This window comes from Mucilaginibacter sp. SMC90 (assembly GCF_022811725.1).
GTDB lineage: Bacteria > Bacteroidota > Bacteroidia > Sphingobacteriales > Sphingobacteriaceae > Mucilaginibacter.
In genome coordinates this window covers 908,929-925,597 of the sequence record NZ_CP094527.1, presented here as the reverse complement: position 1 = coordinate 925,597, position 16,669 = coordinate 908,929, and the positions used below count along the sequence as shown (strand labels likewise).

17 protein-coding genes are annotated in these 16,669 nt (G+C 42.2%); 15 read left to right on the top strand and 2 right to left on the bottom strand.

The window, feature by feature from the left end; all coding sequences use genetic code 11:
* Positions 1-3: 3 nt before the first annotated feature.
* Entirely contained in the window at positions 4-1,236 is a 1,233-nt protein-coding gene (locus MTO98_RS04140) for a serpin family protein (protein ID WP_243485366.1), read from the bottom strand.
* A gap of 154 nt (positions 1,237-1,390) precedes the next feature.
* On the opposite strand from MTO98_RS04140, the gene MTO98_RS04135 reads away from it, so the two are divergent.
* From MTO98_RS04135 to MTO98_RS04115, 5 genes are all read left to right on the top strand, one after another.
* Positions 1,391-2,635 (top strand): alkaline phosphatase family protein, encoded by a 1,245-nt coding sequence (locus MTO98_RS04135; protein ID WP_243485365.1) that lies wholly within the window; start codon positions 1,391-1,393, stop codon positions 2,633-2,635.
* 190 nt (positions 2,636-2,825) lie between these two features.
* Positions 2,826-2,972 (top strand): hypothetical protein, encoded by a 147-nt coding sequence (locus MTO98_RS04130; protein ID WP_243485364.1) that lies wholly within the window; start codon positions 2,826-2,828, stop codon positions 2,970-2,972.
* A gap of 76 nt (positions 2,973-3,048) precedes the next feature.
* The gene (locus MTO98_RS04125; protein WP_243485363.1) at positions 3,049-3,918 is read left to right on the top strand and encodes a hypothetical protein; all 870 of its coding nucleotides are present in this window, start codon (positions 3,049-3,051) and stop codon (positions 3,916-3,918) included.
* Between the two features lie 48 nt (positions 3,919-3,966).
* Positions 3,967-4,353, top strand: a complete 387-nt coding sequence (locus MTO98_RS04120) for a hypothetical protein (RefSeq protein WP_243485362.1) — start codon at positions 3,967-3,969, stop codon at positions 4,351-4,353.
* A gap of 60 nt (positions 4,354-4,413) precedes the next feature.
* Positions 4,414-5,244, top strand: a complete 831-nt coding sequence (locus MTO98_RS04115) for a DUF6263 family protein (protein WP_243485361.1) — start codon at positions 4,414-4,416, stop codon at positions 5,242-5,244.
* A gap of 161 nt (positions 5,245-5,405) precedes the next feature.
* Here MTO98_RS04115 and MTO98_RS04110 read toward each other — a convergent pair whose 3' ends face one another.
* Positions 5,406-6,287: an alpha/beta hydrolase gene (locus tag MTO98_RS04110; RefSeq protein ID WP_243485360.1), complete on the bottom strand. Its 882-nt coding sequence runs from the start codon at positions 6,285-6,287 to the stop codon at positions 5,406-5,408.
* A 200-nt stretch (positions 6,288-6,487) separates the two neighbouring features.
* Between MTO98_RS04110 and trxA the strand changes: the two genes are divergently transcribed.
* The 10 genes from trxA to MTO98_RS04060 all read left to right on the top strand — a co-directional run bounded on the left by trxA (position 6,488) and on the right by MTO98_RS04060 (position 16,666).
* The gene (trxA, locus tag MTO98_RS04105) at positions 6,488-6,784 is read left to right on the top strand and encodes a thioredoxin (protein ID WP_243485359.1); all 297 of its coding nucleotides are present in this window, start codon (positions 6,488-6,490) and stop codon (positions 6,782-6,784) included.
* 268 nt (positions 6,785-7,052) lie between these two features.
* Positions 7,053-7,706, top strand: a complete 654-nt coding sequence (locus MTO98_RS04100; protein WP_243485358.1) for a TetR family transcriptional regulator C-terminal domain-containing protein — start codon at positions 7,053-7,055, stop codon at positions 7,704-7,706.
* A 4-nt stretch (positions 7,707-7,710) separates the two neighbouring features.
* On the top strand, positions 7,711-9,045 hold the full coding sequence (locus MTO98_RS04095; protein WP_243485357.1) for an AarF/ABC1/UbiB kinase family protein: 1,335 nt from the start codon (positions 7,711-7,713) through the stop codon (positions 9,043-9,045).
* A 77-nt stretch (positions 9,046-9,122) separates the two neighbouring features.
* Positions 9,123-9,692: a hypothetical protein gene (locus tag MTO98_RS04090; protein WP_243485356.1), complete on the top strand. Its 570-nt coding sequence runs from the start codon at positions 9,123-9,125 to the stop codon at positions 9,690-9,692.
* A gap of 12 nt (positions 9,693-9,704) precedes the next feature.
* Positions 9,705-10,097 (top strand): hypothetical protein, encoded by a 393-nt coding sequence (locus MTO98_RS04085; RefSeq protein WP_243485355.1) that lies wholly within the window; start codon positions 9,705-9,707, stop codon positions 10,095-10,097.
* A gap of 45 nt (positions 10,098-10,142) precedes the next feature.
* Positions 10,143-10,457 (top strand): Dabb family protein, encoded by a 315-nt coding sequence (locus MTO98_RS04080; protein ID WP_243485354.1) that lies wholly within the window; start codon positions 10,143-10,145, stop codon positions 10,455-10,457.
* Between the two features lie 184 nt (positions 10,458-10,641).
* On the top strand, positions 10,642-12,762 hold the full coding sequence (locus MTO98_RS04075) for a hypothetical protein (RefSeq protein WP_243485353.1): 2,121 nt from the start codon (positions 10,642-10,644) through the stop codon (positions 12,760-12,762).
* Positions 12,763-12,794: 32 nt separating this feature from the next.
* Positions 12,795-14,243 (top strand): SDR family oxidoreductase, encoded by a 1,449-nt coding sequence (locus tag MTO98_RS04070; protein ID WP_243485352.1) that lies wholly within the window; start codon positions 12,795-12,797, stop codon positions 14,241-14,243.
* Between the two features lie 211 nt (positions 14,244-14,454).
* Entirely contained in the window at positions 14,455-15,363 is a 909-nt protein-coding gene (locus tag MTO98_RS04065; RefSeq protein WP_243485351.1) for a TIGR01777 family oxidoreductase, read from the top strand.
* Positions 15,353-16,666, top strand: a complete 1,314-nt coding sequence (locus MTO98_RS04060; RefSeq protein WP_243485350.1) for a deoxyribodipyrimidine photo-lyase — start codon at positions 15,353-15,355, stop codon at positions 16,664-16,666. The genes MTO98_RS04065 and MTO98_RS04060 overlap by 11 nt, the downstream gene beginning before the upstream one ends.
* Positions 16,667-16,669 lie beyond the last annotated feature (3 nt).

The window sequence follows — 16,669 nt, the reverse complement described above, 5'->3', positions numbered from 1 at the left end:
CTTTTATTCGCTCTTTGTAGGGTCATTAACTATTCCTGCAAATAATATCAAACCGGTTTTCATTTCCCTGATAGCAAAAATAAATGGCTTATCCAGAACGATGTTTTTTGTTGGCGCTGCTGTAAGCCCCACACCTACAGATGTTACCGCTGCAGCTTCGGTACCGTCCTCATTCACATCGATATAGGCTTTGTGCTTCACTTCGGTTATGGTAAGGCCGCTTCCGCTAATCCGGCTAAAATCAGCCTGGTCACTAAAGGCTATGCTCATACCCAATGATTTCAGGATATCCTTTAAGTCGATACCATAGCTAAATTTAAACTTAGGCAGTGTAATAGTTGATTTGGCGTTGGTGAGTTTACTCATCAACAAATTCCACTTAGCCGAATCAAGGCCGAGGGCGAAGGTTTTCAAATCGGCATCGGGCATGATCATTACCATACTGTACTTGCTGTTGCTATAAGGCAACTCAACCACGCTGGCATCATCGGTAAAAGCAGCTTTAAGATCAACATCATTATTGGTCATAAAATCGGCCTGTACAGTGCTGCTGCTGCTCAGGTGAAATGGCGCTTTATAAGTTTTAGCAGCGTCAAAGCGCTTTTTCCAACTACTTTTAAAATAAATGGCATTGATAAGGTACATGCGGGCCCCATCAGCAACCTGGTAAATGATTTTGGTTATCTTATTATTAGTTTGTCCGCTTACCCAGCTGTTAATGGTATTTGTCGATCCTGTTTTATCTGTAAAATCAAGCGCTTTTACTTCGGCGTTATAAAAATCGGTATTGGTTTTTATAAATGCGGGCAGCGGGGTGAAATTATTAGCATACCAAATGGAATTGGCTATTTTAAGTGTTGTGTTGGGATCAAGATCAGGAAGATTGGTGATAAGGTTATGATGGTAGGCATTTACCTGGTCTTCGGTAAAGCCATCAAAATCCATCGTTTTACGGATATCTGTGAGCGTTTGTCCGCTGGCCCCATTGCTGGTCATGCCCATGGCAAAGCTCACGCTTAGCGGAGAAACAATCAGGTTTTGATTGTCTGTAACTGTGTTTACATTAGCTTTAAACAGTTTAAGTGTAAAAGCATTACCAGGCCCAATTTGTTGCTGCTCAATTGCCGAAAGCACCAGATCTTTACCCGGCCCGTTGTTGATAGGACCATTCCCCCCTTTTTTACAGGCTGTTATTGCTAAAATTCCAAGACCGAGTAAGGTTATTTTGCGCATCATAGTTTTAGGTTTACAATTAATCATTACGAACGGTAAATGAATTACGCTACAGCCTGTTATAAATTTATTGCCGATAAAAAGCATAACATTTTTTTAACGTCTGTACTTTTAAAATGCCGTAGTTTAGTCCTTTAAAAAATACTTGCTTACACCGATGCAAAATCTACTTAAAACTGCAACTTTAGCGCTGTTGCTATCTGCCGGGCTGAATGCCGCTGCACAAACCCGAAAAGCTGTTTTTATTATTGCCGATGGCATTCCCGCCGATGTGATTGAAAAGCTAAATACCCCTAATCTTAAGCTGATAGCCAAACAAGGCACCTACCTACGTGCACATGTTGGCGGCGAAAAAGGCGGCTATTCGCAAACACCAACCATATCGGCCAATGGCTACAACAGTTTACTTACCGCTACCTGGGTTAACAAACACAATGTTTGGGGCAATGATATCAAAGCTCCAAATTACAATTACTGGAATGTGTTCAGGATGTTTAAAAATGCTTATCCTGACAAAAAAACAGCTATATTCAGCAGCTGGACCGACAACCGGACCAAGCTCATTGGTGATAAATTACCCGAAGCCGGAAACATCCATCCCGATTATGCTTACGATGGCTATGAACTGGATACCGTTAAATTTCCGCATGATAAAGCCGGTAATTATATGCACCTGATAGATGAGCAGGTTGCAGCCTCGGCGGCAGCATGCATTAAAGATAAAGCTCCCGACCTTTCATGGGTTTACCTGGAGTATACAGACGATATGGGCCACCAATACGGCGATAGTCCTCAATATTACGATGCTATTGAAAAAATGGATGCGCAGGTTGGTAAGATCTGGGCGGCAATACAATACAGAAAGCAACATTTTAAAGAAGACTGGCTCATCTTCATCACAACAGATCACGGCCGCAGTGAAGCAAACGGTAAAGATCATGGTGGTCAAAGCACCCGCCAGCGTTCAACCTGGATGGTTACCAGCTACCGCCCACTTAACAATTATGCTAAATATTATACTCCGGGCATTGTTGACATTACCCCATCAATCAACAGCTTTCTGAACGTAAAAGTGCCCGAAGCGCAACAACGCGAAATGGACGGCATATCGCTTATTGGCACTGTTTCTGTTGCAGAGGCTACATCTAATTATGTTCAAGGTTCATTGGATATTAGCTGGAAAGCCCTCGACAATAAGGGCAATGTAAAAATTTGGGTATCTGCCGGTAATACCTTTAAAGAAGGCAAAACCGACGAATATAAATTATTAGCTACCGTGCCTGTTACCAATGAGCATGCGCTGGTTGACGTTAAGAATATGCCTTCTAAATTTTATAAGGTTGTTATTGAAGGGGTAAATAATACCGTGAACAGGTGGGTTGTATTAGATGAGAAGAAATAGATAACCTAATTTATTAGGTGGTATTGATGCCTCCTGGCAAATCCCCTCGCTGCTTTGCAAAGAGGGGATTTGCATTTATCATACTTCTGTTTCAAAAAATCACTTTACTACCAAAATACAAACCACTTGGTATTGTACACCCAATAGCGGCTCCGTAAAATTGTGATATAAAAACAACCCAAAAATCACAATGGAAAAGTCACAAGCATGTACCCTTGCTGCCGGGCCCGCAAATAACAAGATACCGGGCTTTCAAAATGCTGTTACCATTAGCACGCTATTAAGCTGCCATTTTATCTATAAAACGAAAAACTGGCCATTGCTTTTTTGCATCTAAATTGCATACATTAGATCACTGCCAAACAGCATTGATCTGCTTGACACAACCATTGACACCTAACCTGTTTACTAAGATGATCTGTAAAACCAATATATGGATACTCATGTGCTGCGCCATAACGGCACTTTGTTTGAGTACCCAAAATGCTTATAGTCAAAACCAATTTGAAAAGGAGCTCACGCAAAAAATGGACGATTTTTTGGCACCGACGCCCCAAACTAACCTGCAAACAACCCAGGCACAAAATGAGCTTTACCCCAGCGATGCCCCAGGCGGTATCCTGATACCATCGGGCTTTGGCGGATATGGCACTTATTTGTTTGGAGGTATCGGCGCAACTTACCCCGAGGCATACAGAAACAACAAAGCCGATCTGATTACCTCGGTAGGAGCATGTGTTGGTAACCCGGCAAAAGCAATAAACTTTGCTGCCAGTTTAAATATGACCGATGTACACAAGTTCAGGGACTTTTCGGGAAATTTTATTGTAAGCCGCAGATTATTTGCCGGAACAAGTATATCGGCAGGCGCATTGCAAATGTTTGCCAACGCAAGGCAATCGGATGCCTCCGGATCAACCTTTTATTTAGCAGTAAGCCACGCCATACAAACCATTAAATCATTAACTCCCGGTTGTTCGAGGCTTAGTTATACAGTAGGTATAGGCAGCGGCAGGTTTTATGAAAAAAGCCCCAAAGATATTGCAGCAGGCCGGGGAAAACATGGCACAGCTGTGTTTGGCAGCGTATCCTATGAGCTTATCCAGCATGTAAATATAAACGCGGAATGGACAGGCATGAACCTCGGCATTTCGGCAGGCATCAGGCCATTCCCGGCACCTTTAAGCTTAGCGGTAGGGTTTGCAAACCTTACCCGGTATACCAATGATAAGGCAAATATGGTGTTCTCCGTCGGTTATCCACTCTCCTTAAACCGACGATAACTCTATACTCAGTAAAGCATAATTATTTCATATAAAAAACATAAAGCCATGAAAAAAATAATCATAGCAGCATTAGTCGTGTCCGTAACTTTGGTCATAAGCACTAAACGGGCATCTGCACAAAGCAGAAACAATCAGTCCGATTGGAACGTACCGCCGCCTATTCCGCCTTACACACCGCCGCCACCGGTTATACCTCCACCGGTATTGCCGCCGCTGCCTCCACCGCCCTATAAACCTGTTATACCGGTGCCGCCGATTAAGCCGCCTAATATCCCCCTAACTCCGCCACCACCGGGGCCAGGGCCGCATATGCCGCCGCCAACCCATATGCCACCACCAACGCACATGCCACCGCCTACTCATATGCCGCCACCAACCCATATGCCGCCGCCTACGCACATGCCGCCACCTACCCATATGCCAGGTCATTAACAGGTATATAACTACTGATCTTTCTTTAAAAACCGTGAGTACCAAACAAACAGGTTAAGTATGAAAAAATACATGTTCAATACAAAAACAGCTTTAACTGCCTTATTGCTGTTTATTGCCTGCACAGGCAATGCTCAACGTCGCGAGCTTTTGCTTAAGCAAGGCGACGAGTACAATAAAACAACTTATATAAGTGCGGCAAGTGTATTACAGCGGGGTAATCAAACGTTTAATATCAATACAAGATCCTCAATATCAAAGCACTACAAAGTAACCGGCGTTACCGAAACCGGGTTTATTTTAACCGTTACCACAAAGCAGATTACCGACACGCTGGATGCATTTAATAAAAAACTGGAATATGACTCCGATAAAACTGCCGATAGCAGTTCATACATCCAGATGGCACTTCAAAGCCTTATTGGCAAATCAGTAACACTTACTATTGATAAAAACGGGATCATAACTGACGTGAATGATCCGGATGAGCGATATGCTAACGATACACTGCTGTTATTTGCAGGCTTTAAACAGGATCAGTTTACAAGGGGTTCGCGTTTAGATTTAGTTAGCGATAATTCGGCTGCATTAAAAACAGGCACCAGCTGGACAAGCAACCTATCGCCCGGCAACGAGAAAGTAAACACTACTTATACGGTACAGCAATCGGCAGAACCTGATAAGTACACCAATCTGATGCTCACCAGTACATCATCATCGACAGAACAAAACAGCAATGTGAATGGGGTACTGGTAGTAGATAATTTTTCGGGGGTAGTACTGGTAACATCGCTAAAAACAACAACTCTCAGTTACAAATCTGTTAATGATGTTACTTATTCCCTTAACAGGCGCACCGAGGTGTTGGAAAATTGTACAAAAATAAATTAATGCAAAAAATCTGCATAACAAACGCAGCCTTAACTGAAAGCTGCCACAAGATACATTAGTCCCCGAACGTAGGGGTACAATAGGGGCTATTGTTAAAAGAGAAGGCTATGCGGTTAAGCCAAACGCATATGCCTCTCTTTTTATTTTTTCGCATTTAATATTTAATGAACCTTCATCTTTTTAGCTGCGACTGGATGCAGGTAATTATTATCGGCCAGCCAGTCGGCCATACGTTGGGGCCAGGTACTGATGCTTTGCAGTTTTGAACGGTTACCCATATTAAAGCCATGATCGCCCTGGGTATAAATATGTACTTCAACCGGTATTTTTGCTTCGCGATAACGCTGCAATAATTTTACTACCGATGGCGAACAACAAACATCATCATCGGCAGCCAATAAAAACGCAGGCGGCGCGTCATAAGGTAATTTATCAGGAATATAAAGCGGCCCGGGATAGATCTGGATCAAAAACGATGGCCGGGCAGTTAACCTGTCTATCGGATCTGCTGCTTTCGGATCAGCTTTACCCTCGCCGTAGGCAACCATATCAACCACCTCACCCCCTGCCGAAAAACCCATCATCCCGATACGATTTGTATCCAACCCATATTCTGCTGCTTTGCTGCGTACCAGCCGCATAGCCCGATAACCATCCTGTTTGGCATGCACGTCAATTTTGTATGGCGATAGTGTATCCCTGCCCAAGCGGTATTTCAGCACAAAAACAGTAACACCTAAACTATTAAGGTATCTGGCAGGGTCAACCCCTTCGGCAGTATATACCAACAGCCGGTGGCCGCCCCCCGGGCATACCACTACTGCAGCCCCATTGGCTTTATCCTTAGGTGGTAAAAAAACAGTAAGCGAAGGATTGTGAATATTTTTCACCCAGTAATCTTTAGCCTGCTCCGGCTCATTGCGGCGATTTTCAAAACCCGGTGCCCCGTTTGGCCAAAGCGGTATCACGGCATCCTGTGCCATGCCTGCAAAGGGTAGTACAAAGAGCGCCAGTATTAGGCAGATACGTAGTTTTGTTTGCATAAAGTAAATATACTTTATAACCGATGCTTTGCCATTTAAACACTAAACTTTTACGTAAGTTATTGGTTAAATTTGAGTAGTTCATGGTTCATGGATGATAGTTCATAGTCAGGCATGTAGTATTATAACAGGCACTGCTGCGAAGAACCATTTCTACGAACTATGATCCATGAACTATTAACCATTAACTAAAAAGACTTATGGCAAATTTCCAGGAAATAATAGCATCAGAAACACCGGTACTGGTCGATTTTTCGGCCGAGTGGTGCGGGCCTTGTAAAATGATGCCGCCTATACTGCACGATGTAAAAACAGCGTTAGGAGATAAGGTAAAGATCATCAAAATAGATATAGATAAAAACCCTGCGGCGGCCAGTGCATACCGTATACAAAGCGTGCCCACCCTTATGATTTTTCAAAATGGGCAAAGTAAATGGCGTCAAAGCGGCGTAGTGCAGGCCCGGCAGTTACAGCAGGTGGTAGAGCAGTTTTTGTAAAAGCGAACAACGTGGCGCATAATGGCCTCACCCGGTCGGCGCTTCGCTACCCCCCGCTCTCTCCGGCTTCGCCGCAAAGAGGGTTGAAAAAATAACATTCCCTCTTTGTGCTTGCGCAGAGAGGGGTGACAAGCGAAGCGATGTCGGGGGTGAGTCGATACCGTATTTGATCAATACCGGCTGTCCAATGGTCGAATATTACTTTTGGAGAGGATCTAAAGTACAGCCTATTCGTAACTTTAACTTATTAAACTAAATCCCAATCAACATGGCAACTATCGAAAGCATCCAGAACGCATATATTGATTATGTATTGACCGAAGGTGAACAGCCCAAGTCGGTTTATATTTTTGCTAAGCAAAATGAAATGAGCGAAGCTGAGTTTTACCAGTTTTATGGTTCGTTTGAGGCTGTTGAACAGGGCATTTGGGCAGGCTTTGCCCATAAAACGCTGGCCGAGATCCGTGCCCAGGAAGTTTGGGAAGGCTATACAGCACGCGAAAAAGCTTTATCCTTTTTTTATGGCTTTTTTGAACTGCTGAAAAGCAGCCGCAGCTTTGCAGTTTACAGCATTAAAAAGCAGCCCAAAGGTTTTACAACACCAAAAGTATTCAGTCCGCTAAAAGATATTTTTGAAAGCTTTGCTGATGAGATCCTGAAGGAAGGCATTGAAAGCACCGAATTGAGCGACCGTAAATATTTTTCAAAAAAGTATAAAGATGCCTTATGGATCCAGTTCGTCTTCGTGCTTAATTTTTGGATCAATGATAATTCGGCAGGTTTTGAAAAAACCGACGAGGCCATTGAAAAGGGTATTAATGTAACTTTTGATCTTTTCCAGCGTTCGCCTATCGACAACCTTTTTGAGTACGGTAAGTTTTTAGTGCAAAACGGCGGGATAAAAGATAAGATGGGATTTTGAGATTATGACAGATGAAACTCCGGGAGCAACTCCCGAACAAAATAGTATACCTACTACCAAAGTACAGCGGTCGGCCAAGTTTGTAAAAACAGGCATTAAAATTGGCGGCAATTATATTAAGCATTACTCCAAAAAACTGTTTAACCCCGATCTGGATAAATCGGAGCTGAACGAGGATAATGCGGCCGATATTTACCAGTCATTAAGTGAGCTTAAAGGTAGTGCGCTCAAAGTGGCGCAAATGCTCAGCATGGATAAAAACCTGCTGCCGCAAGCTTACGTTGATAAATTCACCCAATCGCAATATAATGCGCCGCCGCTTTCAGGGCCGCTTATTGTACAAACGTTCAGGAAATATTTTGGTAAAAACCCTGATCAGATTTATGACAAGTTCAATATCCGCTCAACCAACGCCGCATCAATAGGCCAAGTTCACCAGGCCGAGTTAAATGGCAAAAAGCTGGCCGTAAAGATCCAGTACCCCGGTGTAGGCGATTCTATTTCATCCGATCTGAAACTGGTTAAACCCTTCGCTTTCCGGATGCTGGGCATGAGCGAAAAGGAGCTGGATGTTTATATGAAAGAGGTTGAAGAACGCCTGCTGGAAGAAACCGACTATGAGCTGGAAGTTCGCCGCTCTGTTGAGTTTTCCAACGCTTGTGCCAATCTTGACAATGTTGTTTTTCCTAATTATTACCCGGAGCTCAGCAGCAAGCGTATCATTGCCATGGACTGGCTGGAAGGCAAACACCTGAAAGAGTTTTTAGCCACCAAACCATCGCAGGAGCTACGCAATCAAATAGGTCAGGCTTTATGGGATTTTTATAATTTCCAGCAGCATGAGCTTCGCGCCGTACACGCCGATCCGCATCCCGGCAATTTCATGATCACGGCTGAAGGTAAACTGGGCGTTATTGACTTTGGCTGTATTAAGGAAATGCCCGAGGACTTTTACTATCCCTTCTTTTCCCTTACCTCAACCAATTTGTTAGACAACAAAGAAGAAACCATTAAGGCATTCCGCCAGTTAGACATGATCCACAAGGATGATACCCCGGCGCAGATCGAGTTTTATTATACCCAATATAAAGATATGATCAGCCTGTTTGCCCAGCCATACATCACCGATACTTTTGATTTTAGCCAGACTGAATTTTTTGATCAGCTTTATGGCTTTGGTGAGCGCATATCTAAAATGCCCGAGTTTAAACAGGCCCGCGGTGTAAAGCACTTTATTTATGTAAACCGTACCAACTTTGGCTTATACAATATTTTGCATGAGCTGAAGGCTAAAGTAAAAACAGATACTTTTAAGCCGCATGTGGTGCTGGAGTATTAAGTCGGTTAGCAGTTTTGAGTTTGCAGTGAGCAGCGATTAAATAATTCAGCTATATTTGATTATACCTATAGCCACGTATGAAAATATATTGCCTGCTTATAATAGTCTGTTTACTGGCAGCCTGCAAATCAAAGCCATCAATCGTAAATACGGCTTCTGCCCAAATAAAGCAGGTTAAAGTTTTACCCGCATCTCATAAAGCTTTAAGCACCGTTAAAGCAACTGCTCAGGATAGTTCCGAAACCGATGATATGGCCGATCAATATGAAGACTACTATGTTGTAGTTGCAGACACGGGCGTTAATTATTATTCTTTAAGGGATAAAATGTTTGAACTTAACCAGTCTTTTGGGATTCCCATTGATACGATGGACAGACATTACAATAAGGCTAAAGACCTTATCGCTCTTCCCGATAATTATGATGATGATATGTATGCGGGCGATTATTATCCACGGCGCGAGGCTTCTGATTTTTTAAGTCTTGAATATCTCAACCTTTATAAAGAAGGCTCAAAAGCCAAGACAATAGCACTGGTACGGGGCATCTATGAAAAAAAATCAAGTGCTGACAGTGCGTTAAAAGCGCTTCAACCTATTAGTGCATTTTCAATAAAATCCAAAATTTATATAGGTTGTATGCATTAAATTACCTTTACCATGAGTTGGGATATCGTTCTATTTAATTCGAGCCAAAAAATTACAGATCTGACTGATGTGAATGAGAATCAGTTAATTCCTACATCCTTTACCCATGCCTTTGAAACCCATTTTAAAACTATCATTAAAGATGGCGATCATCGTGAAATAAAAGGAGATGATTTTGCAATAGATTATTTTGATGACGGCCTACCTTCAACTAACATCATGCTCAGTTTATATGGAGAATCCGCTATTTATCCGCTGATAGATCTCGCACTAAAAAATAACTGGCAAATATTTGATACCGGGTTGGGGGATATGATCGACCTTAAAGATCCGTCGAGGAATGGACACCAGAATTTTCAGACCTATTTAAATGGGATCTTAAATAAACCTTCTAATTCAAATTAGTTCACAAAACTTTTTAAACGTAAAACTTAATAACAATATACTTCTATGCCAATACTTCAAAACACATTCGTCCATCACGTACACTTCTGGCTTAAAAACAAAGCTGATAAAGATAAACTGATTGAGGGCCTTAACATCCTGCTCCCTATTCCGCACATTCGCGACATTCATATCGGCGTACCGGCTGATACTAACCGCGATGTGATTGACCGTTCATATGATGTATCATTACTGATTTTGTTTGATACTCCCGAAGCGCAGGAAGCTTACCAGGTTGACCCTACCCACGTAATATTTGCCGAAGAGTACGCTAAACCGCTTTGCAGTAAAGTAGTTGTGGTTGACAGCGTAAATATCTAATTAATGGCCAGCTTAAGTATGGAAAGTAATTTACGTCAAAAAAGATTTTCTGAAAATTTGTATAGAATTTCCAAATCCATCCTTGTAATTATAATTTAAAGTCAATTACTGTAAAGCGTAAATTAAATCATTACAAATAAGGCTAAATGACATACATTTGGCCTTATTTATTTTTGACCTATTCATGTATTCACGATTAACCTACCTTATTGCACTGGCAACTTGCCTTTCATTTTCAAAAGCCTATTCACAAAATGATACTTCTCATTACGATTTGGGAAGGGTACGGCTTGATAAAAAATTCACACAAAGTATTACCATAAAAGGGGCCGACCTCCAGCGCCAGCCTTTTGCTAACATAAGCGACGCACTTAATGTATGGTTTTACGGCATTTATACCAATAGCAATTACTTGGTATATGTGGTTGACGGCAATATTATTAATGATGTAAACGCTTACAACATTAATGATATTGAAGAGATAACACTGGTCCAAAATGCAGCGGCACAAGTAAGTGGAGCTTTGCCGCAACAACAAATATTGCTGATAAAAACCAGACGAAATAAACCGGGCAAATCGGGCATTGAAGCGGCTGGGCAAACCAACCTTGTTAGTATACGGAATACTTCAGATATTACAGACCTTAAAAGCCCCACCAATGTTTACCATCAGTATTACCTATCAGGTTACAAAAATACAGATGTTATTAATGCCGGTATTTCTGCTACATATTTAAGGGATGTTTCTCCAATTTCAGCAACTCAACAATTTAATATTATAACACCATTAGGTTTTGATAGGTTTAAATTTAATGGTTATGCCGATGTTAAACTTGGTGCAAATAATACGCTCAGTGCTACAGCAACATACGTGCCCCAGATTACACGCTTTAATTATGATAACGTCGACCTGTATAACACCAGCGACCCTAACAACCAAATCCAGACAAATATAGCTGAGCACGCCAAACAAAATCTCTTTAATGGAGGCATCAGGTTAAATTCGCAACTGGCGAAAGGCCTTCAAAACAGCTTATCAGCAACATATAATCATTATAACTATACCGAGGATAATAATTCAAAAATAGCAGGCGCAGGTGTTGGCCCTGACAATTTTCAGCAAACCAACAGCGTTTCTAAAAATATTGATCGCAAAAATGTTCTACTGCTTCGGGATAACTTAAGTTACCAGAAAACCATCGGTAATTTCAGTATTGAACCGGCTGTTGATTTCACCTATCGATATACACGCGATTCCATTGCTAATGTTACAACATCAACCACCTATAGCGGCACCGATCCACTAACTATTAACCAGCTCGTCAATAGTTCAACTACCACCAATCATAGCTATTATAAACGTAAAGACTACTTATTAACGCCATCGTTAAGCCTTGCGTTCAAAAACAGTATTGATATTCAAGGTGGCTTTGTAACAGTTTTGAATTCAAAAAAAGACCTGATTGGGGCAAACAATACCGACTTTAAAAGGATTTTTCCTTTTGCATCGACGTCTGTAAACGTTTCTTCACTCGCCGGTATCAATATTGTTGGTATAAAACTATATGGCTCCTATTCAAAACAAAACCGGCTTTTGCAGAGCGATGGCGAACACCTTAATGATTTTACCAATGGAAATGCATCTAATAGCCCACTTAATGCTGAATACTATTACCTTATCAACTATTATCCGTCGGCATCCTACAATATGCTAAAAGCTTTTAATGTTTACACAGCAGGTGCTGATATTAGTCTTTCGGCCCTGGTATCCGTTAATTACAATTTTGAACGCGGAGGCCTTACCATTCCTGTATTATATTATTTACCTTATGGATCTAATGGTTCCATAACCACTTTAGGATATGCTGATTCAAAATATAAGCGCAACCGCATTGGCGTAAACTTTAATGTTATTAATAAAGCGTCAACCCGTTTCATTACAGGGCTTAACACTACCAATATTAAACAACGCTCAAACCTGGGTACCGGAGACATTGCACTGGGCGATAACGTATGGACAGGCGGCTGGGTTAACCGCCTTGAGATTGAGCGCATTTTTACAGGCCTCGATATATTATACAAGACAGGTGAAGGTAACTATGCCAATCCTTATACAGCTTATAACCCAAGTGCAATGGGATCATCATTTTCGTTACAGAATATCTACTTTGGCTATAATCTGAAAACCAAACAATTTAAAAACCTTGAAGTGTTTGCTAATGGCCGCAACATATGGCAAAACAAAAAATCAGACATTACCGACAACCGCAGGTTTTATGGCCTTGGATTTAAATTGGGATTGTAAAACAGCCTGACTTTTTTGTTGTTTCACTATGCATGAAGGTTTTGCTTGCTGGTGCAAACGGCTACATAGGTACACGGCTTATCCCGGTTTTACTGGAGAAAGGCCATGATGTGGTTTGCCTGGTGCGGGATAAACGCCGTTTTCATGAACATAGTGATTTTAGCGGCAAGGTTACGCTCATCACAGGCGATCTGCTTAAGGAGTCAAAAATTGAAGCCTTTCCCGACGATCTGGACGCTGCTTATTACCTGGTGCATTCTATGGCACAAACGCAGGATTTTGCCGCACTCGAAGCCCTTTCCGCACATAACTTTGCACTGGCGCTTGATAAAACAAAGTGCAGGCAAATCATATTTTTGAGCGGCATCACTAACGACGATAATCTTTCACAGCACCTGGAATCAAGGCGACATGTAGAAGATGTATTAAAAGAGGCTAAAGCAGCATTAACTGTTTTGCGTGCTGCTATTATCATAGGTTCCGGCAGTGCTTCGTTTGAGATCATTCGCGACCTCACCGAAAAGCTACCTGTTATGACGGTGCCCAGATGGGTTAACACCAAATGTCAGCCTATAGGCATTCGCGATGTATTGGGTTATCTGGAAGGCGTAATGCTGAACGAAAAAGCCTTTAACCGCACATTTGATATTGGTGGGCCTGATATCCTTTCGTTTAAAGAGATGATGCTTACCTATGCCAAGGTGCGCAAGTTAAAAAGGTATATTGTCACCATTCCCTTTCTCTCGCCCAAAATATCATCATACTGGCTGTACTTTGTTACTTCAACAAGTTATACGCTGGCGCAAAGCCTGGTGAACAGCATGAAGAACGAAACCATTATGCATGATCACAGTATTGACCATGTAGTGCCCCGCCAATGCCTTACCTACCAGGAATGCCTTGAGCTGGCTTTTGTTAAAATAGAGCAAAACTCCATAGTATCCAGTTGGAAGGACGCTTTTAACCAGGGTTACCTCAACCCCGGTTTTATGGATCAGATCAAAGTACCGCAAAATGGCACGCAGGAGTACAAGGTAAAAATGCCTTTTGAACGCCCGGCAAATGAAGTGTTTACCAATGTGCTTTCTATTGGTGGCAACCGCGGCTGGTATTATTGGGACTGGATCTGGAACATTCGCGGTTTTTTGGATAAGATCTTCGGCGGTGTTGGTTCGCGCAGGGGCCGCACCAGTAATATTAATATAAGTCCGGGTGATGTAATTGATTTCTGGCGCGTTTTACTGGCCGACCGAGAAAACAAACGCCTGTTGTTATATGCCGAAATGAAACTACCGGGCGAAGCCTGGCTTGAGTTTAAAATAATTGAACGTCACGGCAGGCAAAGTTTAAGCCAGGTAGCTACCTTTAGGCCCAACGGCCTGTGGGGCCGCCTATACTGGTATGCCATGTGGCCGTTTCACCTTTTTATATTTAACGGCATGGCAAGGGAAATTGTAAATTACACCGAAAAAGGTCATTAGGTCATTTGCTTTGCGTCATTGTGCTGCGCGTCATTTACTTTGTGTCATTAGTCATTAAGTCATTGCTAAGCATGATGACCCAATGACGCGCAGCAAATGACCTAATGACGCGCAGCAAATGACCTAACGACGCGCAGCACAATGACGCGCAGCATAATTACATGAGTGAAAATGACATAATGACTGCAACGCAAAAATGATACAAAGTAAAATGACACGAAGTATACTATTAACCGGCGGATCTGGATTATTGGGCAGACACCTTACCAAAGCTTTGTTAGCTAAAGGGTATGCCGTAAGTCATTTAAGCCGTAAGGCGGGTAGCGATGCCCAGGTAAAAACCTTTGTATGGGACATCGGCAAAGGTATTATTGATGAACATTGCATTGATGGGGCTGATACTATAGTACACCTGGCAGGCTCAGGCATAGCCGAAAAAAGGTGGACCGATGCCCGCAAAAAAGACCTGGTTGATAGTCGTGTAAAATCGATTGAACTGGTATATGACCTCATGAAACGTAAACAGCACCAGGTTACATCGGTAATCTCTGCATCGGGTATTGGCTATTATAGTAACCGGGGAGACGAACTGATGCATGAAACAAGCGCACCTACCAATGATTTTATATCTCAATGCTGTGTGTTATGGGAAGCTGCTGTTGATGAAGGTGAAAAACTCGGGATCCGAACTTTGAAATTTCGTACTGGAGTGGTATTAGATAACGATGGCGGAGCATTGCCAACACTTGCAAAACCTATTAAATTTTATGTTGGCTCTCCTATTGGCAGCGGTAAGCAATGGGTACCCTGGATCCATTGGCGGGATGTGGTTGAGATGTATTTACTGGGGATCGAAAATAAAAGTTTCAGTGGTGTTTACAACATGGTAGCACCAAATCCTGTTACCAATAAACAGCTCACACGGGCAGTGGCCCAACAATTAAATAAACCTTTGTGGGCACCTAATGTACCGGGCTTTGTTCTTAAACTTTTATTGGGCGAAATGAGCAGTATAGTGTTGGGCAGTACCAAAGTATCGGCACAAAAAATTGAGGATGCCGGCTTTAAATTTAAATACGCCGATATAGACGCGGCGCTAAATGAAATTTATGGATCATAAAATACCTTTAACTTTATTCTGGTTCCGCCGTGATTTGCGGCTTGATGATAATGCCGGCCTCTACCATGCCCTCAAAAGCGGCAATCCCGTTTTACCGGTTTTTATTTTTGATAAAGAAATACTGGACAAACTGGAAGATAAAGACGACGCCCGCGTTACTTTTATTTACCAAACTATTGAAGCCCTAAACTCCCAATTGCACAAGCATGGTGGCAGCTTACTGGTACTTTATGATAAAGCAGAACACGCCTGGGATAAACTCATTAAAGAATATAACATTGCCGAAGTTTATACCAACCACGATTATGAACCTTATGCCGCTAAGCGCGACGAGGATGTACGCGCGAAACTCAGTAAGCATAATATTCCCTTCAAAACTTATAAAGATCAGGTAATTTTTGAAAAGAATGAGGTAGTTAAAGATGATGGCAAACCGTACACCGTTTATACGCCATATCAGCGCAAATGGTACAGTACGTTAAAACCATTTTATTTAACGGCCTATCCAACAAAAAAATACCTTAAAAACCTATATAAAACCACTGCACCATTAATACCTGCATTAAAAGAAATGGGCTTTGAAAAAAGCGCTATGCCCCTGCCCGATAAAGGCTATGAAAGTGTAATTAAAGATTACAAAGAGCAGCGCGATTTTCCGGCTGTTAAAGGCACATCGCATATTGGCATGCATTTGCGTTTTGGCACGGTGAGCATTCGTGAGCTGGCAGCTACAGCACATGGTTACCACGACAAAACCTGGCTCAATGAATTGATATGGCGTGAATTTTATATGATGATACTCCACCATTTTCCGCACACAATGGATCATGCCTTCAGGCCTGAGTACGACCGCATTCATTGGATAAACGATGAAAAACAGTTTGAGGCCTGGTGTAAAGGTGAAACCGGTTTCCCGATTATTGATGCAGGTATGCGCGAGTTAAATACAACCGGTTTTATGCACAACCGCGTGCGCATGATAGTGGCCAGCTTTTTAAGTAAGGACCTCCTGATTGACTGGCGTTGGGGCGAGCGATATTTTGCCCGCAAACTCCTGGACTATGAAATGGCAAGCAATGTTGGCGGCTGGCAATGGGCAGCAGGTTCAGGTACCGATGCTGCACCATATTTCAGGATCTTTAATCCCGAAGCGCAAACTAAAAAGTTTGACCCGGAACTTAAATACATAAAAAAATGGGTTCCGGAATATGCTGACTTCAGCAGGTATCCAAAACCCATTATTGATCACGGCAAGGCGCGCGACAGATGTTTAGCAGCATTTAAAAAAGCGCTGGCTAAATAAGTA